The 26,736-nt window shown below is 47.3% G+C and carries 20 protein-coding genes; 4 read left to right on the forward strand and 16 right to left on the reverse strand.

Annotated features, from left to right (window positions below; genetic code table 11):
• Nucleotide 1: 1 nt before the first annotated feature.
• The 7 genes from H6995_08830 to H6995_08860 all read right to left on the reverse strand — a co-directional run bounded on the left by H6995_08830 (nt 2) and on the right by H6995_08860 (nt 8,521).
• Nucleotides 2–607 (reverse strand): 2-oxoacid:acceptor oxidoreductase family protein, encoded by a 606-nt coding sequence (locus tag H6995_08830; protein ID MCP5215097.1) that lies wholly within the window; start codon nt 605–607, stop codon nt 2–4.
• Nucleotides 600–1,442, reverse strand: a complete 843-nt coding sequence (locus H6995_08835; GenBank protein ID MCP5215098.1) for a 2-oxoacid:ferredoxin oxidoreductase subunit beta — start codon at nt 1,440–1,442, stop codon at nt 600–602. Before H6995_08835 ends, H6995_08830 begins: the two co-directional genes overlap by 8 nt.
• Nucleotides 1,435–2,589 (reverse strand): 2-oxoacid:acceptor oxidoreductase subunit alpha, encoded by a 1,155-nt coding sequence (locus H6995_08840; GenBank protein ID MCP5215099.1) that lies wholly within the window; start codon nt 2,587–2,589, stop codon nt 1,435–1,437. Before H6995_08840 ends, H6995_08835 begins: the two co-directional genes overlap by 8 nt.
• Nucleotides 2,590–2,606: 17 nt before the next feature.
• A complete protein-coding gene (locus tag H6995_08845) occupies nt 2,607–3,536 on the reverse strand; it encodes a 2-oxoacid:acceptor oxidoreductase family protein (GenBank protein ID MCP5215100.1) in 930 nt (309 codons plus the stop codon).
• The gene (gene iorA / locus H6995_08850; protein ID MCP5215101.1) at nt 3,533–5,383 is read right to left on the reverse strand and encodes an indolepyruvate ferredoxin oxidoreductase subunit alpha; all 1,851 of its coding nucleotides are present in this window, start codon (nt 5,381–5,383) and stop codon (nt 3,533–3,535) included. The genes H6995_08845 and iorA overlap by 4 nt, the downstream gene beginning before the upstream one ends.
• A gap of 272 nt (nt 5,384–5,655) precedes the next feature.
• On the reverse strand, nt 5,656–6,120 hold the full coding sequence (locus H6995_08855) for a pyridoxamine 5'-phosphate oxidase family protein (GenBank protein MCP5215102.1): 465 nt from the start codon (nt 6,118–6,120) through the stop codon (nt 5,656–5,658).
• A gap of 106 nt (nt 6,121–6,226) precedes the next feature.
• Nucleotides 6,227–8,521, reverse strand: coding sequence for a DNA internalization-related competence protein ComEC/Rec2 (locus H6995_08860; protein MCP5215103.1), 2,295 nt, complete (start codon nt 8,519–8,521; stop codon nt 6,227–6,229).
• 42 nt (nt 8,522–8,563) lie between these two features.
• Between H6995_08860 and H6995_08865 the strand changes: the two genes are divergently transcribed.
• Nucleotides 8,564–9,106 (forward strand): DUF2062 domain-containing protein, encoded by a 543-nt coding sequence (locus H6995_08865; protein MCP5215104.1) that lies wholly within the window; start codon nt 8,564–8,566, stop codon nt 9,104–9,106.
• A 105-nt stretch (nt 9,107–9,211) separates the two neighbouring features.
• Here H6995_08865 and H6995_08870 read toward each other — a convergent pair whose 3' ends face one another.
• The 6 genes from H6995_08870 to H6995_08895 form a co-directional block, all read right to left on the reverse strand.
• Complete coding sequence (locus H6995_08870; GenBank protein ID MCP5215105.1) at nt 9,212–10,075, reverse strand: phenylacetyl-CoA:acceptor oxidoreductase; 864 nt, start codon at nt 10,073–10,075, stop codon at nt 9,212–9,214.
• Nucleotides 10,072–10,722 carry a 4Fe-4S dicluster domain-containing protein gene (locus tag H6995_08875; protein ID MCP5215106.1) on the reverse strand — a complete coding sequence of 217 codons (651 nt, stop codon included), beginning with the start codon at nt 10,720–10,722 and terminating at the stop codon, nt 10,072–10,074. Before H6995_08875 ends, H6995_08870 begins: the two co-directional genes overlap by 4 nt.
• Nucleotides 10,723–10,784: 62 nt before the next feature.
• Nucleotides 10,785–11,312 carry a peroxidase-related enzyme gene (locus H6995_08880; GenBank protein MCP5215107.1) on the reverse strand — a complete coding sequence of 176 codons (528 nt, stop codon included), beginning with the start codon at nt 11,310–11,312 and terminating at the stop codon, nt 10,785–10,787.
• A gap of 37 nt (nt 11,313–11,349) precedes the next feature.
• A complete protein-coding gene (locus H6995_08885) occupies nt 11,350–14,097 on the reverse strand; it encodes a molybdopterin-dependent oxidoreductase (protein ID MCP5215108.1) in 2,748 nt (915 codons plus the stop codon).
• 27 nt (nt 14,098–14,124) lie between these two features.
• Entirely contained in the window at nt 14,125–15,663 is a 1,539-nt protein-coding gene (locus H6995_08890) for an AMP-binding protein (GenBank protein ID MCP5215109.1), read from the reverse strand.
• A gap of 103 nt (nt 15,664–15,766) precedes the next feature.
• Nucleotides 15,767–18,040 (reverse strand): TonB-dependent receptor, encoded by a 2,274-nt coding sequence (locus tag H6995_08895; GenBank protein MCP5215110.1) that lies wholly within the window; start codon nt 18,038–18,040, stop codon nt 15,767–15,769.
• Nucleotides 18,041–18,664: 624 nt separating this feature from the next.
• Between H6995_08895 and H6995_08900 the strand changes: the two genes are divergently transcribed.
• The 3 genes from H6995_08900 (at nt 18,665) to H6995_08910 (ending at nt 22,146) form a co-directional block, all read left to right on the forward strand.
• On the forward strand, nt 18,665–20,035 hold the full coding sequence (locus tag H6995_08900) for a hypothetical protein (protein ID MCP5215111.1): 1,371 nt from the start codon (nt 18,665–18,667) through the stop codon (nt 20,033–20,035).
• Nucleotides 20,036–20,151: 116 nt separating this feature from the next.
• Nucleotides 20,152–20,973, forward strand: a complete 822-nt coding sequence (locus H6995_08905; GenBank protein ID MCP5215112.1) for an enoyl-CoA hydratase/isomerase family protein — start codon at nt 20,152–20,154, stop codon at nt 20,971–20,973.
• A gap of 6 nt (nt 20,974–20,979) precedes the next feature.
• Nucleotides 20,980–22,146 (forward strand): acyl-CoA dehydrogenase family protein, encoded by a 1,167-nt coding sequence (locus tag H6995_08910; GenBank protein ID MCP5215113.1) that lies wholly within the window; start codon nt 20,980–20,982, stop codon nt 22,144–22,146.
• A gap of 137 nt (nt 22,147–22,283) precedes the next feature.
• Here H6995_08910 and H6995_08915 read toward each other — a convergent pair whose 3' ends face one another.
• From H6995_08915 to H6995_08925, 3 genes are read right to left on the reverse strand one after another with little or no spacing between them, the layout of a single operon-like run.
• Nucleotides 22,284–23,837: a GMC family oxidoreductase gene (locus tag H6995_08915; protein ID MCP5215114.1), complete on the reverse strand. Its 1,554-nt coding sequence runs from the start codon at nt 23,835–23,837 to the stop codon at nt 22,284–22,286.
• A 27-nt stretch (nt 23,838–23,864) separates the two neighbouring features.
• Nucleotides 23,865–24,410 (reverse strand): hypothetical protein, encoded by a 546-nt coding sequence (locus H6995_08920; GenBank protein MCP5215115.1) that lies wholly within the window; start codon nt 24,408–24,410, stop codon nt 23,865–23,867.
• Between the two features lie 13 nt (nt 24,411–24,423).
• Nucleotides 24,424–26,721 (reverse strand): TonB-dependent receptor, encoded by a 2,298-nt coding sequence (locus tag H6995_08925; GenBank protein ID MCP5215116.1) that lies wholly within the window; start codon nt 26,719–26,721, stop codon nt 24,424–24,426.
• Nucleotides 26,722–26,736 lie beyond the last annotated feature (15 nt).

A 26,736-nucleotide genomic window follows, 5' to 3' on the forward strand; every position in this document is an offset into this window, starting at 1 on the left:
TCTACAACGACACCAACGGTACTCGTTCTGCCAGGCTAGTTTCTACTAGGTCAAGGTCAGCTTGATCCGCAGTTTGGCTATTTTGTGCGATCCGATAGCCTTCTTTCACCGCTTCGAGACTAGACTCTACCAGCTTTGCCGGTGCAACCTGTTCAATTGCGGCGAACAGAGTAACTTCATCGCAAATATCAGACAGTGCCAACAACGTGCCAAGTGCAACCATATTGGTGGAACGAATACTGCCCAAACGTTTTGCCGTTTCACTGATAGGCAAGAATACGCATTGCCCATTATTTGGACGGTAAAGTTCACTCAATGGACTGTCGATAATTATCAAACTCGAGGGTTTCAGTAACTGGTCGGAGGCACCAATTGCGATTTTATGCAACACCACCAGATAATCCAGGGAGGTTGCCAAGGGGTAGTCGACGTCATGATCGCTGGCGACCAGGTCAGATCGGCTTAATCCCCCACGGGAAGTTGGTTCATAACTTTGGGATTGAGCGACCTTGAACTTCTTCTGTGTCAACGCCTCCCCAAGAATTCGACCTATCAGCAAAATACCCTGCCCGCCGCTACCGCTAAGGCGTATTTCTAGCTCAGCCATTATTTTCCCCTTCTCGCATCGTTAATATATGCTGACGATAAGCCGCTGCATACTCAGGCCGGTTATTGCGTGCCATGACACCCGTTTTCAGGAAATTCGGACGAAATGGCTGATCGACTTGATTATCATAAACATCCGGTCGCACCGATGATTTCTGCGTCAATACCATTTCAGCCGAGTCGCCTAGTTCATTTTTACGACCAAACACTTCTGTGCAGTCTGACATAACCTCAACAAAGGAAAAGCCGGAATGAGCTAAACCTTCCTTAAGTACATTTTTTAACGCGGGGGTTTGCAGCGTGATTTCGCGTCCGACAAAACCAGCTCCTGCCGCTTGCGCTAAGGCGCAGGCATCAAAGGTAGGCTCATAGTTACCATTGGGCGTGGTGGTGGTAAAACGATCATTACTGGTGGTGGGTGAAACCTGGCCGCCCGTCATACCATAAACCTCGTTGTTTAGCATCATGCAAGTAATATTGAGGTTACGTCTACAAGCATGGATTAAATGATTGCCACCAATCGCTAAACAATCACCATCACCAGTGATGACGATAACTTCTAAGTCCGGACGAGCCAACTTCAAGCCGGTCGCAAAGGCCAATGGTCGACCGTGAGTGACGTGAAAAGTATTAGCATCGATATAGGCCCCGAGACGTCCCGAGCACCCAATTCCAGATACGAACGCCAACTTATCCTTCGGAATTTCGAGCTCATCAATAGCCCAAAGCAGTGCCCTTAACGCGATACCATGTCCACAACCGGGGCAGAGAAAATGTGGAAACAGGTGTTCTCTTAAATAGTCGCGTATATTGAATTGGCTATCAACGTCACTCATTAGATGCTAGCTCCTTTATTCTATGTAGGATTTGCTCGGGCGTAATAGTTTCGCCGTCAATCCGGTTCAAGCCTTCAACTCGGCAACTTGTGGGGCGATAACGTTCAACCTCCTGAATCAACTGCCCCGCATTCATTTCCGGCACCAGTAGGTTTGTTACCGGGCCTAGAATTGCTTTTAACGGTTCGGCAGGGAATGGCCACAGGGTGATGGGTCGAAACATGCCCACTTTAATACCTTCATTGCGCGCCAACTTAACTGCGCGTCGTGCCGCGCGAGAGGTAATTCCGTAGGACACCACCAATATTTCCGCATCCTCCGTATTGATTGCTTCGAAGCTCTCCACCAACGCATTGTGGTGTTGAAGTTTGCCCAGCAGGCGCTGCATGTATTCATTTACCAGTACAGGGTCTTGAGTGGGGAATCCATCCGGGGCATGGGTTAACCCGGTGGTATGAGTTCGAAACCCATCACCAGGACGCACCATCTCGGGAACTTTATCCTCCCCTGCTGCATAGGGTTTGAATTCCGCCGAGACTTCAGCCGCCCACTTACGGTTATGCAACTCAATCTCTGCACTTTCTTTCAGCTCAACCGTTTCTCTCAGGTGACCGATAGCTTCGTCATAGAGCAAAATTACTGGGACGCGCAGGGTTTCCGACAAGTTAAACGCACGGATAGTTTGCTCATAAATTTCCGGTACCGAGGCTGGCGTGATAACAATAATAGGATGATCACCGTGGGTACCCCAGCGTGCCTGCATAATATCGCCTTGCGCGGGGCGCGTGGGCAATCCGGTGCTCGGCCCACCCCGCATCACATTGACGATGACACAGGGAATTTCAGCCCCGGCAGCATAGCCTAAATTTTCTTGTTTCAAAGAAAATCCAGGGCCACTGGTAGCTGTCATCACTTTCAGCCCCCCCATGGACGCGCCAAGAATAGCCCCCATTGAGGCAATTTCATCCTCCATTTGGATAAAAATACCATCCACCTTGGGTAACTCCAAAGACATGCGTTCGGCAATTTCTGAGGAAGGTGTGATCGGATAGCCGGCGTAAAAACGACATCCTGCAGCGATAGCACCCATCGCGCAGGCATGATTACCTTCTATATTAACCAGGCGAGGTTCAGATAATTTGGACATAGGGATTGCCATAAAAATTAGTTTTTATAATTCAACGAAATTGCAAAATCAGGACAAAGCCGTTCGCAAATTCTACAGAGGGTACAGAGTTCTGGTTTGGTTAGTTCCGCAATGCCATTTTCATTTAGACTAAGGCAGCGTTCCGGGCAAAATTTAACGCAGATATCGCAGCTTTTACACCAAGCCTCGGTGATTACCGGTAGCTCAAATTGGACTTCGTGAGGTGTATGCGATCCCGCCAACCCCTCGTTATTACCTTTGCCTCCTTTTAGTACCAACGGATCATAACGTTCCACCCAGTCTCTACCTTGGGTAAAAGCTTCCATGTTGATATCAACGGTCTTTGGCGGCACGAATTGTGCGATCACCTGTTTCCAGTCATCCGCAGGGAAATCCAAGGCGGTAGATAACATTCCCAGCAAAAGCGTATTCGCCGCTTTGGCATTACCTAGCTCAGTCGCCATATGGCCTGCATCGGCGGCAAAGCAATTGCTAATCAATTCTGAGATATCCGCTACCGACTCTTTTGCGTAACCACTGCGCGCCCCGTGTTTTCGATCACGACAAGCAAAGGGTGGTACAATCTGTTGCGTATCCGCGATAAAAATCCCAGTTTCAGGTTTTAGGTATGGCAACCAACGTAGACCCTCAGCCCACTCCAGCGCCACTAACACATCAGCCTGCCCCACCGGGATAGTTGGAGAATACACTTGCTCTCCAAAACGTACATGACTGAAGACGGAACCACCGCGTTTGGCCATGCCATGCACTTCACTTTGCTTCACCTGAAACCCCTGTTGTTGGCATAGCGCAGCCAACACTTTGGATACCATGATGACACCTTGGCCACCAACACCAACCACTAATACGTTAGTGGGCACTTTCATCGCTTGCGGCTGTCTCAACGTCGGTGAGACTTCAGCTTGAATTAGGGTGGAATCACTCATTGTAGCTGACCTGCATCGGCGGGTTGGATACAGTTGGTCGAACCCACCTGAGCGCACAGACTACAGCCAATACAGGCAGCCTCGTCTATTTTTACCTTATGGTGCCCCTCAAACATCTCGTCGCTCCAGGAGATAGCTGGACAACCCAAGTTCATGCAGGCCTGACAACCTGTGCAGTTTTCAGCCTTAACCTGGAAAGCCGGACCTTTTAATTTAACCGGATCCAGTACGCAGGGACGATCGAGAATAATAACGGCAACACCCTTGTATAGCGTCGCTTCACGTAACGACTGATAAACACTGCCCATATTGTAGGAATCAATTTTCTTTAACCACTTCACGCCAATCGATTTAATCAGTGCTTCATAATCAACTTTGTGCGTCTTTTCTCCGCGCAGGTTTTTTCCCGTTCCAGGGTGATCCTGCCCTCCGGTCATCGCGGTAATATGGTTATCTAAAAGCACTACGGTGATATTAGCGTTGTTGTAAACCGCATTGATCAAAGGCGGAATCCCCGCGTGTAAAAAGGTGGAGTCGCCAATGGTTGCGACAACCGGTCGTGTTTCTGTGCCGGAAAGCGCGATACCTGTTGCGTTAGCGATACTGGATCCCATCGCCACTGAGGTATCAATGGCCTTTAACGGCTCAACCGCCGCCAAGGTATAACAGCCGATATCACCCGAGACACGTGAATTGAGTGCTCGCAATGCCATATAAGCTGTGGTATGTGGACAGCCTGCACATAATAAAGGTGGGCGCGCCATAGGCTGGATATCAATCAGCTCAAGTTTTGGCGTCGGTGGTAGCAAGCCTGCTGATTCAAAGCCATCACGCACTACTTCTGTCGAGAATTCGCCCTCACGCGGAAATAACGACTTCCCTTCAACACCAAGTCCTATCACCTTTAATTGATTTTCAATCATAGGTTCGAGTTCTTCGACAACAATAACCCGTTTTACGGAAGCGCAAAAATCACGTATTTTTGCCTCAGGCAATGGATAAGAAACACCCAGTTTTAATACGCTGGCCTCGGGTAGAACTTCTTTCACATAGGTATAAGCGGTGCTTAAAGTGATGACACCGATTTCTTCACTACTCGGCTCCCAGCGAATCAACTCCGAAGATTCAAAATATTCCTGTAATTTTTGTTCCCGCTCCAACAGTGCCCTGTGTCTTATCCGAGCATGGCCGGGAATCATGACATTCTTGGTTGGCAGCTCGAGAAAACCTTTACCGGGGTTCTCTACACGCTCGCCGGTTTGCACCAAACTACGCGTATGTGACAATCGCGTGGTACTGCGTACAATCACTGGCGTATCAAATTCTTCGCTGATATCAAATGCCAGTTTGGTAAAATCGAGCGCTTCTTGCGCATCAGTTGGTTCTAAAATGGGGACCATTGCCAACTGTCCAAAATAGCGCGTGTCCTGTTCATTTTGCGAGCTATGGATACCGGGGTCGTCACAAACAACCAATACCAATGCACCATTCACGCCAATATAGGTTTGTGACATCAGCGAGTCTGAAGCAACGTTCAAGCCGACATGCTTCATTGATGTAAAGGAACGAACTCCTGCGAAAGAACCACCAATCGCTACATCCAAAGCGACTTTTTCATTGGTGGACCATTCCGCATGTAAATCCGCCGCTGGGTATTTAGCCAGATTTTCCATGATTTCTGTGCTAGGCGTACCGGGGTAGGCTGCCGCCACTTTCACGCCAGCTTCCCAAGCACCACGGGCAATTGCCTCATTGCCCATCATTGGCCGTAATATTTGTTTAGTCTCTGGACCTGAAGTGATACTGGTAGGTTTTGATGCTTTGCTCAGTTCAGCTAGTTCTGACATATAATCTACTTCATTTCATTGTTTTATATCGCAACCGCGTTGATCTATCACGCTTGCGCGTAACCCTCTCAAAAGGACAGCTATGGTACAGAATTCAAAAAGTAGGAGTCATGATTTGTATCATGAATATTTGGCTATGTTGGGGCGTATTTTATCGCCGCTAACGGCGAAGGAGGCTGTTGCGAAGGACTATGCTGAGTACCAAATGACAGGAAAAACCAGTCCTCTGATGTGGCACAAAATAAATTCTACCGAAGGAACCTCTGGTCTATTCATTGACTTAACTTAACCTTATCTCGATGTCCAAATCCCTTGGCATTATCAATGAAGTACAGTCGTCGTGGTACCAGCTTATACCAAGTTACCCCCGCCATTGCTTTACTGATTGCTGATGGCGCTTTAAGTGCTGTTTGTATGACTGGAAACTTTTTCGCATAACACGCCATCGCTGCGGCTTTTGCCGCACCGTTGAGAACATTAATCTCACCTTCTAGCTGCACGCCTTTAATGTCCTGCCAATTATCGTAATCCAGCTGGATGGTCGCGGCGACCTGCGAGCATTTCGACATATTTTCGCCATGCCGTGTTGAGGGTGCCGATAAAAAATAAAACTCGAAGCCATCATTGACAAAAAATACTGCCGCAGCCCAGGGGCCTTCTGGACCAGTGGTGGCGAGGGTCATCACATGCTTATCTTTGATATAAGCTAGCACGCTTTGCGCTAAAGCATCGTTCACCTTTTACTCCTTCAATATTTAGGCCTGTTCCGCGATAAGCATAAACTGCGAAACAAATGAAATCCATGGCTATTCTAGAGTATTGACCTGACTATTTATTGGGTTGTCACTTAGGATACCAATAGCCCATTTGGGACTGGCGAAAAGATTCGATTAACACTGGTGAATGCTCAGCGGCAACCGTAACTTTGATCAACCCGCTACTGATCGTATCCAGAGTTTTTATCTGCGCCAGTCGATAACGCTCAACAATATCAGGTTTAGGGTGACCAAACCTGTTTTTATAGCCTATGGTAAAAATAACCCAACTTGGTGCTGCCTGCTGAATAAACGTTAAGCTCGATGAGGTTCTACTACCATGATGCGGGGCCAACATAAAATCTGCTTTTAACCCATCACCAAACTGCTCTAGCAATGACTGCTCAGCCTCTCGCTCAATATCGCCAGTGAGCAATACAGCAAAATTACCATTATCGATTTTGAGTACGCAGGAGCGGTTATTTTCGCTAGTCCAATATTCGGGGCTAGCCTGCATTAATTGAAAAGAAACACCATCCCATTGCCAGCTTTCCCCCGACTGGCAAGCATCAATTGGCAGTTTGGTATATTGTTTCAGTACAGAGCCAGAAACAATATCTCCGTAATCAATATGGTCGAGCAGATAAGGTAGTGAGCCAGCATGATCATTATCGCTATGACTAATGAGTATTCGATCCAACCGCCCTATCCCACGGTGCTGAAAATAAGGCAGTAAAACGCTGGTTGCCGCATTGAATTTGTCGTCGTAAGCAGGCCCGACATCGTAAAGCAAACGGTGTTCGCTGGTTTCCACCAGCACCGATGAACCTTGGCCAACATCAAAAAAACTGACACGATAGTCGCCCACCTTGAGCGGCGGTTGATAGATGAACAGCGGAATGAAGCAAAATAATGCCAACCATCTCCCTGGCAATCCACGCGGGCCCAACAACACAATCGCACCACAGGATGCCACCACGACCGCAGCAACACTCGGGCTTAGTTGCACCACGGCAAAAGGCGTTTCAGCGACAAACTCCAACCCCGTGATCAGTCCCCAAATCGCTCTATCAGCTACCCACAAAACACCCGCCGCCAGTGATTCATCGACTAAGAGCAATAGTCCAGCCAGCAAGCATAAGGGCACGACTAATAAACCCAGCAACGGTATCGCCACCAGATTTGCTAAGGGTGATATGACAGAGAATTGTTTGAAGAAAAAAAGCAATAAAGGAATAAATGCTATGAAGACTAACCATTGCGGCCGCCCCCAACGCCACCAAAAACCCTGATGTGATGTATAACCTGCGAAGCCTAGCAGCAACGCCCCCACTGCACCAAAAGACAGCCAAAACCCAACAGTCCGAGGTGCCAGTGGGTCCAGCAGCAATACGCACAGCAGCGCAATAACAAAGCTGGTAACAATGTTGATATCACGTTTTAAAATTTTCCCCGACATCAGCAATGTCAGCATTATAAGGGCACGCTGAGTCGGTAGCGCAAAACCAGCCAGTGCGCTGTATCCCACGCTCGCCAAAATTGCTGCCACTGACGCTACCTGCTGAAGAGCGATCACTGGAGCCCCTAGAGGTATCCAACGGCCAATTTGCATAACCAACAGATAGCAGCATAAAGCCACAAAACCAATATGTAATCCGCTGATAACAAACAGATGATTAGTGCCAGTGCGAGTAAAGATCTGCCATAGATCACCGCCAAGATCCGATCTTTCGCCCATGAGTAACGCAATCAGCACATCCTTGTACTGATATCCTGCGGGAAGTTGGTTTAACTTCTGATAAAGTGAAAATCGGATTTGGTCGAGCAAGCGTGCTAAGCCCGCTTGCTTTAGCTGCAGGTTTTGCTCACCTTCACGAACATATCCGGTGGCGTCAATGCCCTGCTGAAATAGCCAGGTTTCATAATCAAAGATACCCGGGTTCGCAAAGCCATGAGGGCGTCTTAAACGCACTGTGAATTGCCAGATTTCTCCGGGCAATACTAAGGTTTCAGTTTGATACCAATTGATTCGGATACGTTTAGGTGCGGCCAAGAAGTTGTCACCAACGGCTAAACCAATAGTTTTTATTTTAAGATCAAAGCGTTGTCTACGTTCGCTCGTTGCTGGCAGGCCGACAACCTGACCTACCACATTGAGATCGATATTTTCAAGAGATTCAGGTAACTGATGCTGAAGCCCAACCCAGCCAGACAATATCCCCCAGATAACACCGAAACTTAATGCGCCAACAAATTTTAATAGTTTATACTTAATGGCAATCAACCCCAGTGCCGCCAATGGCAACAACCAGAGAAGCGAAGGTATTACAGGGAAAAAGCTGACAGCGCCTACGCCAAAACAACAGGCAATCATCCATCGCATTAGTAGAGTTCCTTCTCCAAACTGAGCACAGACTATTAGATCATGCCACGCAAATTTTTTAAGCGTTTTTTACCGGATCCGGCAAAAATCAAGCACAACCGTTGGATCGCATTATTAGGCAAAAGAATTCACGACCCCGAATTATGGCACCTTACCAAATACTCAGTTGCTGGGGCATTTTTTATCGGCGTTTTTTGTGCTTTTCTCCCAATCCCGCTGCAATCTTTATTGGCAGCGTTCTTAGCTATTATTTTCAAACGCAACATAGCGCTTTCCGTCGCCCTCGTTTTTATCACCAACCCGATTACCATGCCGCCGATATTCTACTTTAATTATTGGGTTGGCAATTTAGTGTTAAACGCGCCAGTCATCTACGAACAATTAGTTGTTCATGACATTTGGAGTCGATTATTAGCTAACTTTGATACCATTGGCAAACCGCTGCTTTTAGGATCCGTTGTTTGCGGCTTAGTCTTCGGTTATTTAAGCTACTTAGCAATTCACCTGTTTTGGTTTTGGCGAGTCACAACGCGTTGGCGAGAACGCAAAGAACGACGCAACCGGAACTCAAAATTAAAATCCTAAGGGTATAGAATATTGCCCCGCTTAAGGAAAAGCAGCGTTAAATTATTTGAATGCAGCCCCGCTCCCTACAATAGGGAACCATTAAACCTTAAGAATTTTCTTATATCAGACAGTTTGCTTTCTCTGCGCTTTTCCTCTTATCGGCTTAGCAAAGGCATAGCCCTGATAATGAGCGGCCCTAGTCACGATAGTAAATTTAACCAGCCATCCTCCTAACACAGCTAATACGCCAGCCACAGCGCATAATGCCTGTTGCTCGAATGCGGTTATCGCAATGGTCGCGCCGATTAGCGCCAAAGGTAGTAGATTACCTATGATCATCGTCAAAGTATTAATTTGAGCCAGAACCGCCTGAGCTGCTGCTGGCGCCTCATGTACTTTTAGTTGACGGCGATAATGCACCCAAGCAACCATTCGCAGAATGAGCAACAAGGCAAAAAGCCCTAACAAAAATTGATCGTTAACCCCTAAAGCAGCATAAGCAAAAGCAAGTAGCCCCGCACCCTCAGTAAGCCCCGTAACCTGAATGAACGGCATAATGGCTGGCTCTCTCCAGGCAGGCACTCCCTTTGACGCCTTCAAAATTCGCGCTTGGCAATAAAGGAAAAAGAGGCCTGCTAGCCCACCTAATAAGGTCACTATCGGAATCTCAAACAAGATACCGATAAACGCCAAACCAAAAACAACCGCTGCAACAAATGCTTCGCGGCTCATCCAGGAAGTCCAGGGGTTAAAATAAACGTTGATAAAACGCCACGGGCGACCAATTTCGAGCCACACCAGAGTTAAGCCCAGCGCAACAAAAAACAAAGCCAGTAACCCCACCATAAAATTAGGGTTGCCGGGAAAACTAAAAGCGGCGACGAGAAACAATAAACCACTGCCCGTGCCACCAAACATGAAATTACCTGCGGCACGCCAATCCCAAACATCCTGCAAAACCTTTCCAAAACTATGCTGTTGCATCATTCCGCTCCATCCCAAAGATAGTAGAATCCGGGATCCGTTCCCAACTCCTCATGCATCCGGAAATGGGGATTTTCGTCAACCAATTTGGACACATTACTCTCTTCATCTTCGATATCACCGAAATGCAGTGCTCCGGCAATACAGGCGTTCGCACAGGCCGGTGTTGCATCGGGATCAATACCGGGTATGAGCCCCTTCTCTTTACCGGAGTCCACTTTGTCAGAGCAAAAATTACATTTCATCGCTACGTTGATGCGCGCCTCATCAAAGCGCTCGGCTTCATTTTCGGTAGGCTTATCGCCAAAAGCAAAACTGGGTTTGCTGACTTTGTAGCGTGCTTGATAGGGACAGGCCACGAAACAATAAGCACAGCCGATGCAGATATCGTAGTCAATGGTGACAATGCCATCATCACGCTTTCCGGTCGCGGTACTGGGGCAAACTTCCATGCAGGGTGGTTCAGCGCAATGTTGACATCCCACGGGCATAAAAATCCGATCGACATCGGGATATTCACCGACTTCCACATCCAGTACTTTCCGCCATTGCACACCAGGCGGGGTCGCATTGGTATGTTTGCATGCCGCCGTACAAGTTTGGCAACCCACACACCGATTTAAATCCGCCACCATTACGTAACGTGTCATTAATACTTCCTCGTTTCCAAAATCGATTCGCTGAATTATTGAGCCTTAATCGGCGTCGTTTCTCAGACGTATCCTTTATTCACAATGTCATCGATATGTTGCGCGCGCTTACCGGTCCATTTACTGCTCAGGCCGTAACTCAGGGTCATTCGGTTCGCAAGATTAAATAATCCACACACGGCGATAGCATCTTCCAGGGCTTTTTCAGTCCAGCCAGCCGCCACGACATTCGCTACATCCTCGGCGCTCATTTTCTGAGGGGTTAGCGTTAATTTACGTACAAAGTGCAGAAGCGGTTTGAGTTTGTCATCAACCCGTGCACTATCGATATCTGAGAGTAGTTCTTCCACTACCTCATTCGAAAAACCAAAGGCCTCAGCAACTTTGCTGTGTGCGCTGTAGCAATAAATACTTCCTGTTGTGCCTGAAACGATGGCGGCAATAAGCTCTCTCTCATTGGCGGTCAGTTCGGAGGACTCCCCTCGCATGACATCTTGGCAATAGTCTTTAAAGCCCTTATAACGTTCAGGCCGAGCGCTAAAAACGTCTTCTAATACCGTACCATCAGGAAAATAACTCAAATAACTCATATTCTTTCTCTCCTACTTCTTTCAATAGTAAAAATTTTTAGAGCTTACGAATGCTCACTCTTACCAAATCGGTGCCGGACCCCATGGCATCGGTTAGCTCTAGCGAAATGGGTGTTAGGTCATTCAAGTTCGGAATATCCATATCCTTGGCAATCGGCGTAATCCAGTGATTAAACTTACCCACAGCTAAAAGAGTGTCTGGGCGAATTCCCTGGCGTAACACAAGTTTTCCTGATGCGGAGCGAAGCGAAGAGGTCAGTTCAACCCGATCGCCCTCTTGCAGACCCAGTTTTGCTGCTGCCTGAGCATTCATCACGAGCCCGGAATGGCCCGCCACATTGTCCGCCAGCTCCTTAATCAGCTGTAAACTCAGATTGGATCCCCAGGCATATTGCATGGAGTTTGCTGTCACTAACCAAAAGGGGAATTCTTCCGGTTTTTTACCGCTGCGCAGAATACCTTGCTCCCAGATTTTCGGAAAATCCCGCCATTCGGGAAATGCTTCGTACTCTGCCAGTTGGTCATCCCACCAATGGATGTCTTTTTCATGCAGGCGATTTCCCAACTGCTGGCCAACACGTAGGTAACGTTCCTGATAGGGCATTTCAAAGCGTAAATTTAAGGACTTCATACGCGGGTAAAGATACCAATTGAGCTGCGAATATGGCCCAAACTTAAAGCCGTGCTCTTTATACCAAGCAAGGCCATCGGTCTCTGTGCCATCGGTTAGTTCGGCACTGGCGGCCTTGCAAATTCGGTCCCACACTTCATCGACGCTATGCTCAATAGTCTCGTCGAGACTAAAATCATAGTTTTCCCCCTTGAGCCTGACACCCGCCAAGCCTTTATTGATCATTTTGTTATACAGGGGAAGCAAGCCCGTGCGTTTGGCCAGTTCTTGCGAAATCTCTGTAAAGTCTTTCGCTTCTCCCGGCGGACTTACGACTGGCTGGCGTAAACCGAAACCCTTATGGCGCCAAAACTGCTCCATGGTATTGGTGCTTCCCATGCGAATTAGCTGAGTACTTTCCAGGTCCATCGCATCCGGCAACAGGATATCTGCCATATAATTGGTTTCATCAAGCGTATAGGCAAAAGCCACGGTAAATGGGTAGGCCGCCATTTTTCGAGTAACACCGGGCGTATCCCAGCTAGAAACACCTGGATTAGTACGATAAACAATCCAGACTCCCGGCAAGGTAAAAGGCGGCAAATGCTGCGCTGGTTCATCCTGAAATAACCAGGGCAAATGCGTTGGCCCTAACGCCTGACTGGAAGCGCCATCACCGACTAAAGGTATCAAGACATTGTAAGCGTTACGGCATTTTGGCTTGTCCGTCCAATTCTCCTTATCGGTGGGATTAAAATTAAGATTCATAAAGCCATCATCACCAGGATGGACACTATCTACTCGGTTCGCCGGACGATTCAGCGTCGTAGACGTTCCGATAGTACCGCCAGGTACTTCCAGACCACCAACCAGAGTAGCCAAAACCGTGCGCGCCCAAACACAGGGGTAAGCACCCCAGCCGTTATTAACACTTTTTCCAAGCACTACGGATACCGGGCGCAACGGCAGGACTTCACCGTCAATTTCGATAGTTTCACCTATCTTTGCGTGGCTAAGAAAGTCATTGGCTATCCGTCGAATAACATCTTCCTTGATATCACAAATGCCGGCAGCCCAATTAGGGGTATACGCCTTAACATGCTCTTTTAACGCACTGAAGGCAGTACCGCACTTTACTTGCCTATGTTGCCAACACTCATCGTCCGGCCCCAGTTCAATAGCATCTATTTGATACTCTCCTTCTAAGGCGGGTGAAATTCCTTTCATATTTTGAGGTACCGCGCCTCCGGTGTTGAGGTCCCAGACCAAGGGCTCTCGACTTTCGGGGTCACGCAGGTAATAACCATTTGGTCCTAGCAGATAGGGAGAGGCTGTCCGGTCTCTTAAAAAAGGCACGTCAAGCTCAGCTGTTTCGTGCTCGAACAACAGCACATGAATTATCGCGAATAAAAAGGCCGGATCAGTTTTCGGTTTAATCGGTACCCATTCCGCCGCCACGCCGCCGGTAACGGACAAGTGTGGTTCAACCTGAATGCGTTTCATCCCACGAGCACGGGCATCGGCATTGCGCGAAACACCAATGACGCCAGTAGAGACTTCAACATTAGCACCTAACGAAATGACGTAGTCACAGTAGGGCATATCTGCGGTAACAGTGAAACTGCGATGCCAAAATTCACCAAACAAATGTTCGGAGTGGTAGCATTTAATGCCTTGCCCTGCCCCAATACCGTAATCGATCGGACCCCAGGCCGCTAAAAAAGGAATGAAAGTTCCCATATGTGAAACCGGTGTTGCCGCCTCACCAAAACTCGCTGCTAGGCGTGGATACCCGGATTCATCCAACAAACCCTTCTCTCGAATCCCATTCAGTTTTTCCGCAATAATCTCATAAGCCTCATCCCAGGAAATTGGCTCAAATCCTGGATTCTGGTCGCGTCCTTTTTTGGGGTTGGTGCGACGCATCGGGGTAGTGATTCGGTTCGGATTGTAGCTTTTTTGAACAAGTCCAAAGGCTTTAACACAAACCCTGCCATTGGCGGGGTGCATTCCCGCTGCATCAAAATTCGGTTGCACGCAGGTGGCTACGCCATCTTCGACGGTGACTTTGAGTAAATCTGGACCAGCGTTGCACTGAAAACAAAACGTCGGTACAAATTTTCGTTGTTTACGACGATTTTTATTTTCCTCAGTTGACGTAATGATTTTGGCCATACAGCAAACTCCCGTTATACAAAGTGATTATGCAACTGAACCTAAATAGTGGCCGCGCAGGTCTCGCTTCAATACTTTGCCCACGGCGTTTTTGGGTAGCTCATCGATAAAAAATACGATGCGGGGAATCTTGTAGCCACCAATCATTCCTCTGCAATGTTGAATAACGTCCGCTTCCGTTAGCGCATCGCCCGCACGTCGTACTATTGCAGCTACCAACGCCTCTCCGAAAAGATCATCGGGAATACCGAAAACGGCTGCTTCGAGAACGCTATGATGTGCGCAAAGCACGGCTTCGACCTCGCCCGTATAAACATTTTCTCCACCCGTGATAACCATGTCTTTTTTACGATCCAACAGATACAGATACCCTTCTTCATCGACCTTGCCCACATCTCCTGTGCGGAACCAGCCATTACTGAAGACTTCGTCGGTTTCTTTCGGTAAATTAAGGTAACCCTTGGCGATTTGCAGTCCTTTACAAACTACTTCTGCGACCTGCCCGATCGGCATTTCATTATCGTTATCATCCAGTATTCGCACTTCAGTACCGACTACTGGTTGCCCTGCCGATTTCCAGCGCTCAACATAGCCAGATTCATCTTCCTCACCCTCACGCCGAAGACAGGAAAGCGTCACCATGGGGGATGTTTCGGTGAGCCCATAGCCATGCCAAATATCAGTTTTGGCAAACCCTTCCAACGCACGCTTAATCCACTTTGGTGTCATTGGTGCGGATCCAAAGACAAACTGTTTAAGGCTTGAGATATCAAATTCCGAGAAACCCTCCTCCTCGAGAATCATAATAATGAGAGTAGGAGGAATCATCGTTACCGTAATTTGGTATTTGTCTATTGCTTCCAGAATGCCACGCGCGGTTGGCTTGGCGATGTAATAATGCGCGGCGCCCTTCAGCGTAAAAGCATTCGCCACCATATCCGCAGTGTGAAACATTGGGGCAATGTGAAGATACCTGTCGTCACACTCAGGGTTCATACAATTCGCAATTTGAACAGCATTCCCAGCCAAGTTACGATGGGTTAACCGCACCCCTTTACTACGCCCGGTAGTGCCACCGGTATAGAACAGTATTGCATCATCGCCTTCTTCAGCCTGGCATGGAGCAACTGGTTCTGCATCGGAAAGCAGCGCCTCGTATTGCAGCCAGGGCACCTCAGCCGAATTTGCAGACAGATAAATAGCATTATCAGCCCAAGGCTTGATTGCATTATCATGAAGAATGCCAGATAACGAATCTTCAACAATCAATAGTTTGCTGCCAGAATCTTCCAAAATAAACGTAACTTCCGGAACGGCGAGACGATAATTAATAGGCACCGCAACTGCACCCAAAAAGTACCCGGCATAAATCAGCTCCGCCTGCCTGAAGGAGTTATGACTGATGATCGCAAAATGATCACCCTGACCAATTCCCAACTTAGCAATAGCCGCAGCCGCACGGGAAACACGATCATAAAATTCGGCCCAGCTATACTCGCGATCATTATCGATGATGGCAGTTCGATGACCGTATAATCTTCGTGCACGGTCCAAAACTGACGTCATAGTTAGCATTTTTTATAACCCCTATATTTCAAATGAATAAAACCCCAGCAAAAAATAAGGGCTGAGAAACTATTGCTAATTTCCCAGCCGGGCTGCTTATCTACTAGAAGTTACGTGTAATAGAGAGTGACCATTCGCGCGGTCGCGCCCACAGTGCTTCCGAATAGCCAATACTTGGGTTGTTATAGGCGGAAGTGAAATAATCTTCATCGGTTAGGTTAGTAACCCCCAAAACCGCCTGCCAGTCACCGTTATTGTCCCGGAAGGTAATACTGGCATTGATGACATCAAAACTATCCTGAACGATATTGGCGGAATTGATGGTGTTGTTATATACCTTGCTGCGATAAGACCAATTCACTCTGGGTGTTAACGTACCTAATTCACCCAATGAAATATCGTAATAGAGGCTCGCATTCGCGGTCCATTCCGGTGTGTTTGCAAACTCTTTATCCGTGGTAATTTCGCTGGCCGCTGCAGATACCGTGGTATATTCCGCATCCAAGTAGCCCATCCCAGCATCAAGCCCCATGTTTTCGGTTAACAGCGCCTTTAACTCAAGCTCGAAGCCTTTAATTTCCGCTTCGGCAGCATTTCTGGTTGAAGAGCCAATACCGTCTTGTACCAACACTTGCATATCTGAATAATCGGTAAAGAAAACTGCCGCATTGAGCCGGGCGCGACGATTAAACAGGTCAGCTTTCATGCCTAACTCATAAACTTCAACAAACTCTGGAACAAAAAATGGGATATCTTTACGCCCAGGAAATACTCTCTGAGTAAAACCACCACTCTTGAAGCCCTCTGAATAGGTAAAATAAGTCATTACCTCTTCACTCCAGCGATAGGAGAAATTAATCATAGGAGTAACCTCCTCGATAGATACCTCTCCTTCAACAAAGGGCAACAATCTTGTACCCAAAGGAACACCCAGGAACCCGCTGTTTGTTACGAATGTATCCGGCGTAAACCTTTTCGTTTCATCGGAATAACGCAAACCAGCTGTCACACTAAAATTATCGGTAATATCGAAAGTCAGCTGAGTAAAAATGGCCGAACTATCGTTTTCAATATCGCCGCCACTTTGAAATTCAATGATGGAGGTGCGGATGTCGTTAACATCAGTACCTTCTTCTTCAAAGTAATAAAGGCCAACAATCCAATTAAGCCGATCATCAATAGCGACACCTGTCAGTTGAAACTCCTGGCTAAATTGCTCTTGCTCCATATCATTTTCGGTTTCAAAAATGATATGAGGGGAACCGTCGGCATCACGATAAAACTGTGCTTCCATTTCCCGATAAGAGGTGATTGATTTAACTGCCCCCCAACCGAGATCATATTCAACCGTTAAGCCTGCACCGGTCACGTCATAATCTGAGCGTGATTCGGAGGAGGCCCAGGTTTTATCACGCCCAACCAACCACTGCTCGTTATAACAGGCCGGATTGCTCAATGAGCCGGGAGCCGGAGCACAACTGCCACCAACGATGACATTATTAAATAGCCCTGAAAATGGCATGGCAGTTCCATTTATACCAATTAGCGTATTGGGCGCTGTTTCTTCTCTCGCTTTAGACACATCTACAGCGAAATTTGCCTCAAGGGCATCGCTAGGCATCCATTGGAAGCTAGCGCGGGCCGATATACTGTCGTCATCTCCCAACTCCTTTCCATCAAACAGCCGCTTTACATAACCATCTCGCTTCTTGGTCGCAACTGAGAACTTTGAATGTACAGTTTCCGATAATGGAATATCCACACTTCCCTTGAAATCCATCCGGTTATCGTCACCCACTGTCAGCCCCACTTTCCCACCAAATTCTTCTGCCGGTTTTTTGCTCACCAAACTAATAGCACCACCGATGGTATTGCGACCAAATAAGGTACCCTGAGGCCCTCGCAATACCTCCACACGTTCAAGGTCCAATAGATCTAGAACTCCACCGACAGATCGGGCGATATAAACGCCGTCAACATAAAGACCAACACCGGGATCTGTGGTAAAACTGAAATCAAGCTGACCGATACCACGTATAAATATCGATGATGCAACGTTACTGCCGGAGATCGGCGCTGCTGTATCAAATACGAGGTTCGGAGTGGAAGCACCTATACCGGAAAGATCATCCATTTGCCGAGCTTCTAAATCCTCTCCGCTAAATGCACTGATAGCAATTGGTGCGTCTTGCAGCCCTTCCTCTCGCTTACGGGCCGTCACTACGACTTCTTCCAACATTAATCGTGGCTTGCTTGAGCCGCCATCCGCTGCACTCACACCAACACTGGTTAAGGCTACGCTTTGACCGATAGCAAAAGCGAGCCAATAAAATTTTTGTTTTTTACACGCAAAGCTACTGTACTTACTAATTTTCATTTGCCCCTACCCTCTTTAATCAACCATTACGCTGAGACAATAAACAGTATAATTATTTTCAGCATACTGAGTATTAGCCTACAGCAACCCCATCCATGTCTTTTACTTCAGCGAATATCACTTCCTTGTATTCACCCCACACCAATCTTATTCGACTTTATAACAACTGCATCATAACAACTGCATCAATAAGACTGTCCCACTTTTACAACAAATTACGTTGCGACAACTCATTACCGTATCAACAAAAACAAAACCATTGTCGATACTTTGAATAGTATACTGATTATCAGCACTATTTCTAATAATATTTATCGATGATAAAATTAATCAATAGACTTGATTAGTATTAAGTAAAAATCACTCTATAATACAGCTCAAAGAATCACTCTTAAGCCTGCAAATAATGCATTCCATGAAAAGCACCCTTAAAAACATACTTAAAAACTCACCTGGAATTATTATCGCTAACTTAATTATTAATCAGTATACTGATGCTTTTTGCTAATATCAACACCCATAACGACAGCGTTTACACAGATAGGTTCGCTTAACTGTACGCGCTTTCACCAGACCGGATCACTCCGCGAAATACCGGTCAACCACAAAGGAGGCCCGCTAGTTATGGATAAAAAAATATCTTTAAGCACGGCTAGTTCCAGAAAAAAAGCTCACCCAGGTATTAAATGGGGGCCCTTTACTTTTAGAATCCCCGTGCTCCACACTCGTTTGGAATGGCCTGAACTCACTCAGGGTGTCGCTATTACACTCTCCACCTCAATGGCCTTAACCCCCTTGCTGATGATAGGCTTTGGACTGAGTTTCGATGAGGCTGTTACCGTATCGCTGATACACTACTTACTTGTCAGCGCAAGCCCCATAATATTTGGCGAGCCCTACGCTGGCGGCTGGATCACCCCAGCGCTGCCTTTGGCACTGGCCTATGTGATGGGAACCTTTGAAGACCCCACCCAGCGCTTTCAGGCGATGACGGCGCTTTCCATTGACCTGGCACTTATTCTTTTTATTTTTGGCATAACCGGCATAGGCAGCCGAATTATTCAGTGGATGCCTGAAACATTAAAAGCCGGCATTATCCTGGGCGCTGGCTTAGCTGCGTTACAACGCGTATTTATCGACGATATCGACAAGTATATGTCAGCTCCGGTATCTACAAGCTGTGCCATCGTCGTCTGCCTATTACTTTCATTCTCCAACCCATTCAATCGATTCAAACAGCATTCAAAACTCCTGTCCAATCTTGCGAAATTTGGTTTGCTTCCAGGCTTTCTTGTGGCCGCGCTTATCGGTCCAATCATGAATGAAATTTCTTACGACATAAAACCAGGATTTCTGATTCCTCCATTTGCATCGCTTTGGGCTAAAACCTCCCCCTTCGCAATAGGGTGGCCAGACGTCAATATGTTTCTTACGGCCCTTCCGCTGGCATTTATTGCTTACATTATCGTGTTTGGCGATATTATTACCGGTATGGCTATTGTCAAGGAAGCCAGCCCTCATCGCCCGGATGATCCTATTGACTTTAATTCAAATCGCACGCATTTTTCACTAGCCATTAGAAATGTGGTGATGTCGATATTCGCACCTTTTTTCCCAAGCCAGGGATGCCTATGGGCGGGTGTTCATGTTGTTATTGTTAATCGCTGGAAAGATGGCCCCGATAAAATGCAATCTTTGTATAGCGGCATCAGTTCGTATTATGTTTGCGGCTTACCGATTTTGATGCTGTTTTACCCCTGGATTACTTTCTTAAAACCTTTGCTCCCAATTGCGCTGGCCTTAACGCTTGTGCTCACAGGAATCGCATGTGCCGGTGTCGCCATGGCAAAATCCAGATCTTCCTTTGCCAATGGCGCGGTCTTTTTGTCGGCAATTGCCCTCGCAACCTTTACCCCCTGGATAGGTCTTGCCATTGCAGTGCTCTGCACTTGGCTATTGGCAGGATGGGAAAACCAAGCAATGAAACCTGAATAATTGCAACACCCAAATTGTAGTAACAATAACAGACTTGATGGTTATCGACTGAAATGTTATTGTCAGCATACTGATTGTAATTAACCCCAACCAAAATAGATAAAGAGGTTTATGCCATGGCATATGAACAAGTGATATATGAAAAAAGTGACAATATCGGAATAATAAGGCTCAACCGCGCCGAAAAGAAAAACGCTTTCACACCGAAAATGAGTACGGAAATTTTGGAGATTGTCACCGAGATTGCCAAAGATAAGAGCGTACGAGGTGTTATATTCACTGGCTCTGGGGATAGCTTTTCAGCTGGCCTGGACCTCGATATGTCTTTTTTGCAAACGATGGAGGAATCTAATTCGAATAACTTTCGTGAGGTAATGGATCCAATTCTTGGTTGGTATCAAAAACTTTACGATCTGCCAAAACCAACAGTAGCAGCTGTGAATGGACACGCTTACGGCGGTGGATTTGTTCCTGTCTCGCTGTGTGATATAGCCATCTCTTCTGATCAAGCTAGGTTTGGGCTACCGGAAATCAATTTCGCTCACTTTCCCGCTGGTGGCAGCACTTGGGCGGCATCACATTTCTTGCTACCGAAACATTTCGAATACCTGTGCCTGAGCGGTGACCGTATTGACGCGAATGAAGCCTATCGCATGGGGTTAGTGACCAAAGTTGTTCCACACGCAGAGTTGGAAGAAAGCGCATGGAACATGGTAACGAAACTGGCCAACAAACATCCCAATGCCTATGCCACCGCCAAAAGTATGTGCCGTATGACCCGTTACATGCAGTTATGGGAAGCCATCAAAATTGAAATGGCTCACATTCATGAGAACTACTTTTTGAGCGAAGGTGAAATGGTCAAGATTGCATTACAGCAGTTTAAGAACAAAGAAATTAAAACCGGTACGGGTGAATCCTATACAGCAAAGGGTTAACTTCTTATGACAAATATTGCGGTTGATGAGATGCTCAATAGCGAAGAGATTGATGCCATAAAGGCGTCGGTCAACCGCTTTATACAACAACAGGTACAACATAACTGGCCAACATGGGTTGAGCAAAAAACGATTCCTAGATCCTACATTAAGGCATTGGGTGACGCCGGTTACTTTAGCTCCGATCTGCCAGAAGCTTATGGTGGAAGCAATGCTGGCTTTGCCTATTCTGCTGAGATTATAAAGGCTTTTTGTCGTGAGGGTCACTTTGTACACGGCGGCCTATTGATTTCTCAACAGCTTATGGTTGCCCATATGCTGAATAGCCCACGTGTCTCGACCCAAATCAAAGAACAGGTTTTAACTCTGGTTGCAGCAGGAGATATTATTCCCGCGCTCGCAATGACGGAACCGCAAGGCGGTAGCGATCTGTTAAACATTCGCTGCGAAGCCAAGCGGGTCAATAACGGTTATATCATTAATGGTTCGAAAACCTTCATTTCCAATGCACACCTCGCAGATATTTTTATTCTCGCCGCACGAACCACGCCAATTGCCGAGAACCGTAAAGGGTTGACCCTATTTTTGGTTGACGCAAACACGCCAGGGGTTGAAGTCGGCAATAGTTTATCTAAGATTGGCATGCAGGCCGCAGACACAGCTGAACTATTTTTAAACGATGTCGTCGTATCGGAACAATCCATACTCGGAGAACTTGACGGGGGTGTCACCCTGTTGATGGAGGGCTTACCCAGAGAACGCTGCTATGCCGGTATTTGTGCGTCTGCCATTTGCGAGGGTGCGCTCAAACTGACTAAGGATTACGTCAATGACCGAGTACTTTTCGGCAAACCGATGAGCCAATTACAAAACACAGGTTTTGAAATGGCTGATATGGTTGCTGATTGGCGTTTGCTGGATGCTTTTATCTCGTCGGCAATCCGTCAAATGCATTATGGACAGCTTTCGTCTGAAGCAGCCTCCATCGCACGTTTAAAGGGAGTACAAATGGTCATGGCCATTGTCGAAAGGTGTGCATTGCTTTTCGGAGGCTACGGATTTATGGCGGAGTATCCCATTGCGCAGCTCTGGTCAGATGTACGTGGCATGGCATTTTGGGGAGGCCCTAACGAAGCGATGAAAGAAATCATCGCCAGGCAATTCCTTGCTTAACGCCAATGAGCCAGGACAAACAAGGCTCAATGTAGGCACTTATTTTTAGAAAAAAGGACGACCTACCCGATTTTCCTGAGATAGGAAAAGGGAGGGATGGATAGGTCATCCTGCGAGATGATCGGTGTGATTTGTCTCTAAATATTGCCCTTCTCTATTTCAGACTTAATAAATTCGGCCTGGCGAATAGCGAGTGCGACAATGGTTAGCGTTGGGTTTGCACTGCCAGAAGTACTGAATAGGCTTCCGTCAGATACAAATAAATTTTTGATATCGTGAGTTTGTCCCCATTTGTTGCACACCCCGTCATTTACTCTTTCACTCATGCGTGCCGTTCCGAGATTATGAGTAGCTGGGAGCGAGGTGATTTCATAGGATTTTGTTGCGCCCAACGCCGAATGAATTGCTTTACCCTGGCGTAACGCGTGTGCTTTCATTTTTGTCGTATTGGGATGGTCGCTATAGTGAACCACAGGGATCGGCATACCCCGCTGGTCTGTAACTTCGGGATCAAGTGTTATGCGATTAGTCGCTTGAGGAGGGTCTTCTCCCATCATCATCAGGCCGGCCAAATGATCATATTGCTGTAGACTCGCGGTTAGTTCCTCTCCCCAACCGCCATGCTGCATATGAGCCGCCAAAAACTCGGGGGGGAAAGGTACCGGATTAATCGAATAGCCACCCCAGAAACCCCGCGATAAATCATGCCGCATCTCATCTCTTACCACACCGGCCATCTGCGTACCGCGATGAAAATTAACCGGCTTAGGCATTAGACTGATGACACAGATAGTGAAATGTGTCATATAGTTTCTGCCCACCTGATTACTCGAGTTGGCCAATCCGCCAGGGAACAAATCCGAATGCGAGTTTAGTAATAGGCGTGCGGTTTCAATCGCGTTTCCCGCCACACAAACCGCTCTCGCCTTTTGATGTCTTAACACACCTCCTTTATCGTAATAATCGACACCCGTTACCCGGCCATGTGCGTCATGATGAATTCGCACCACCATAGACTCAGCACGTAGCTCAAAATTGCCGGTTGCCTCTGCTTTAGGCACTTCCGTATAGAGCGTCGACCACTTGGCGCCGATCGCGCAGCCACTATTACAAAACCCTATTTGCTGACAGGAGGGGCGGTTATCCCTTACTGTGGAATTAATCGCCATGTGTTGGGTATCAACATCCTGGTAGCCAATCTTCCTGGCACCCGCCGCCATTACCTTATAATTGTTATTGCCCGGCAAAAACGGACGTCCATTTGTGCCTGCGACCCCCATCTTATCCTCTGCCTTAGCATAAAAAGAGGACAACTCTTGCATACCCAAGGGCCAATCGATGAAAGAGGTGTCTGCCACCTCTCCATAAGTGGTTTGTGCCATTAACTCATGTTCTTGCAAACGCGGGCACTGCCCTTCCCAGTGCATGGTAGTGCCACCCACCGTCTTACAGCTCCAGGAGGGAAATTGTGGATGCAGTTGGCCGGTGCCTTTACGCGGATCAAGCCAGCTCATTTTCTTAAACATGGTGCCTTCATTATTCACAATATCTGCCAAACTTAATCTGGGGCCAGCCTCCAGACAGACTACCTTTACACCTTTTTGAGCAAGCTCGTTGGACAAGGTGCCGCCACCTGCGCCCGAACCTATCACGACGACCGCAGACGAATCGGTTAAATCAAAGTGCGCCACACCTGTCCCCTTCAAACCGGATAAACATCAATTAACTGACCCTTCTGGCAACCAATCGATATCGTTAAATCCGCGGTTAATATAACCGCCATACTCTACCGAAGATCCCGGGTACCCTATCAAGTGCCACACTTCTCGATTAGCATGCAAACTATGAATACTGGTATTAAGCATCAGTTGAAAAAAAGCACTGGTTTCGATTCTCTTCATTACCTCAATCTGTTGTGCTTTAGACAATGCCAACCACTGCTTCCCTGTCACACCGGAATCCAGTACGCCGACTCCTTCTCTTAACAGGGTCGCCACATCGGCAACACTTTTTTCATTTCGCACCTGATTGACAACTAACCGGTAGGGTTCTTCACTCAGATTTCGATAAGGGAAAAGACGCTTTACCATTTGGCGTAACGTATCCGCTTCGTGTACTACCAACCGTTCGGCGTTTGCTTTATCGTCATTGGCATTGGCATTGGCGGTCAATAACACCTGCCCATCCGTTGCCGCTGCTAATAACACCGTTATCCCAACCGTAGCTTGAATTAAGCGGCGCCGACTAATTCCGGAATCTGACATCGCAAGACGCCACTTAGAACTCATAACCAACGCGAACCCACCACTCTCTTTCACGCGCAGGGTTAACGTAGGCTATGCCAAAGGGGTTCAAATGCTGGAACGCATTGACATGATAGTCCTCATCACCCAGGTTGGAGATACCGAAGCCCAGGCTCCACGCCCCATCACTTTGGAAGTTAACACTAAGGTTTACTAGATCTACATCATCCTGGGTGATTACGTCGGTATTGGTAATATCAAAGAAGACTTCGCTGCGATGACTGCCATCGAGTCTAAAAGCAAGTGATGCGCCACTATCGAAGGGATGCGTATAGGAAACCGCTGCACTCAGCGACCATTCCGGCGTGTTCACCAGCTCATGGTCTTTAGACAATCCCGCCAGAACCGCTCCCGGACTTAGTTGGGTGTATTCGGCGTCGGTATAACCAACCGAAGCCTCTAACATCCAATTATCAGCAGGAATAAAAGCCAGTTCCAGTTCAAGACCTTTGATCTCGGCCTCTCCTGCGTTGCGGGTAACCACATCAACACTGTTATTCACAACCGCAATCTGGAGGTCAGAATAGTCCATAAAAAATAGCGCGGCGTTAGCGCGCAAGCGGTTATCATCGCTATTGTACTTAAAGCCTAACTCATAGGACTTAACGAATTCAGGATCGAAAGAAGGCGCTTTAAAGTCAGAGGTACGAGGAAACACTCGCTGGTCGTACCCACCACTCTTATAGCCCTCTGAATAGGTCAGATAAATCATCGCTGCATCAGAAATGTTATAGGATAAGTTCACCATCGGTGTTACTTCGTTAATATCGGTCGGTACCTCCTCCAGCGGTAGCATACGAGTGCCAGGAACATAACCGAAACCAAAGGGAGGTGGCGCTCCCGATAAACGTGGATCGAGTACATACTGATCGGGTAAAAATACCTTCTCATCTTCGGTATAACGTAACCCAAGCGTCACGCTCAAGGCGTCGGTAATATCAAAGGTTGCTTGCCCAAAAATAGCTTTACTTCCATTATCAATCGATCCCCCGCTATGCAATAGCACCACCGGGAAGCTAACTATATTGACGTCCTCCCCCTCTTCTTCAAAATAATACAGCCCCAAAACAGTCTTGAGGCGATCATCCATAAAGCTACCCAACAGCTGAAACTCTTGGCTAAACTGGTTTTGATTATAGGTGTGCGTAATATGGTCTTCTAAAATCGGAGAATTGTCCGCATCTTGCGAAAATGCGCTATCCAAATCCCGATAGGCAGTTATCGATTTGAGCGTTAAGCTTTCCGAAATCTCCCACTCGATCGCTAAACCGGCGCCCCATATATCTAACTCGCTGTATTGGGGATGAGTACCATTGCTAATACGCTTGCCATTGGTTACCCATTGACTATTGAAGCAGTTGCTATTGTCTATTGGCCCCGGTGGAGGCGCACAGCCCAAATGGCCTAAAAATACGACATTATTTGCAGCGCCTAGAGGAGACAGACCATCTGCCGCCACGGCAAATGACGCAGCTCCATCTTCACGCTCCCTGGTTGCATCAACATTAAAGTCTATCGAAACATTATCCGAGGGTAACCAACGAAGCGCCGCCCGGCCAGAAAGTGAATTATCATCACCAAGATCGCGCCCAGTCTGTACGTTCTTCACAAAGCCATCGCGCTGCTTTGACGAAACGGCAATACTGCTCATCAATCTCTCACTGAAGGGAAGATTCAATTTAGCCTTAAAACCCATCAGCTCATCATCTCCCAAGGTTAACTGTATCTTGCCACCTAGTTCTTCATTGGGCTTTTTCGGTGTAATACTAATTGCACCACCAATAGTATTTCGACCAAACAGTGTGCCCTGCGGACCTCTCAGCACCTCTATTCGTTCGATATCAACCAGGTCTAAAGCGCCACCCACAGAGCGGGCAATATAAACACCATCAACATAGATTCCAACACCCGGCTCGGTGACCAGAGTATAATCGTTTTGTCCGATACCACGGATAAATACGGACGCCGTCGCGCTGCTACCTGAAATCGGCGCGCTGGCGTTAAACACTAGATTGGGCGTAATCTGGCTGATATCCGCTAACGCGGTGATATTACGCTGTTCTAACCCTTCTCCACTAAAGGCGGTAATTGAAATAGGTGCATCCTGCAGACTTTCTTGACGTTTGCGAGCCGTGACCACAATTTCTTCCAACACATAAAAGCCCCTACTTTTTGATTCCTCCGCTGCAGCGACTCCGCTGGCAGACACCAGCATATCGAGAACACAGGCTAGGCCCGTCATAGTTACCGATAATTGATTTTTTTTACTCATCGTCCTCCCCCCTTT

The sequence above is a fragment of the Pseudomonadales bacterium genome (assembly GCA_024234615.1).
GTDB lineage: Bacteria > Pseudomonadota > Gammaproteobacteria > Pseudomonadales > IMCC2047 > JAJFKB01.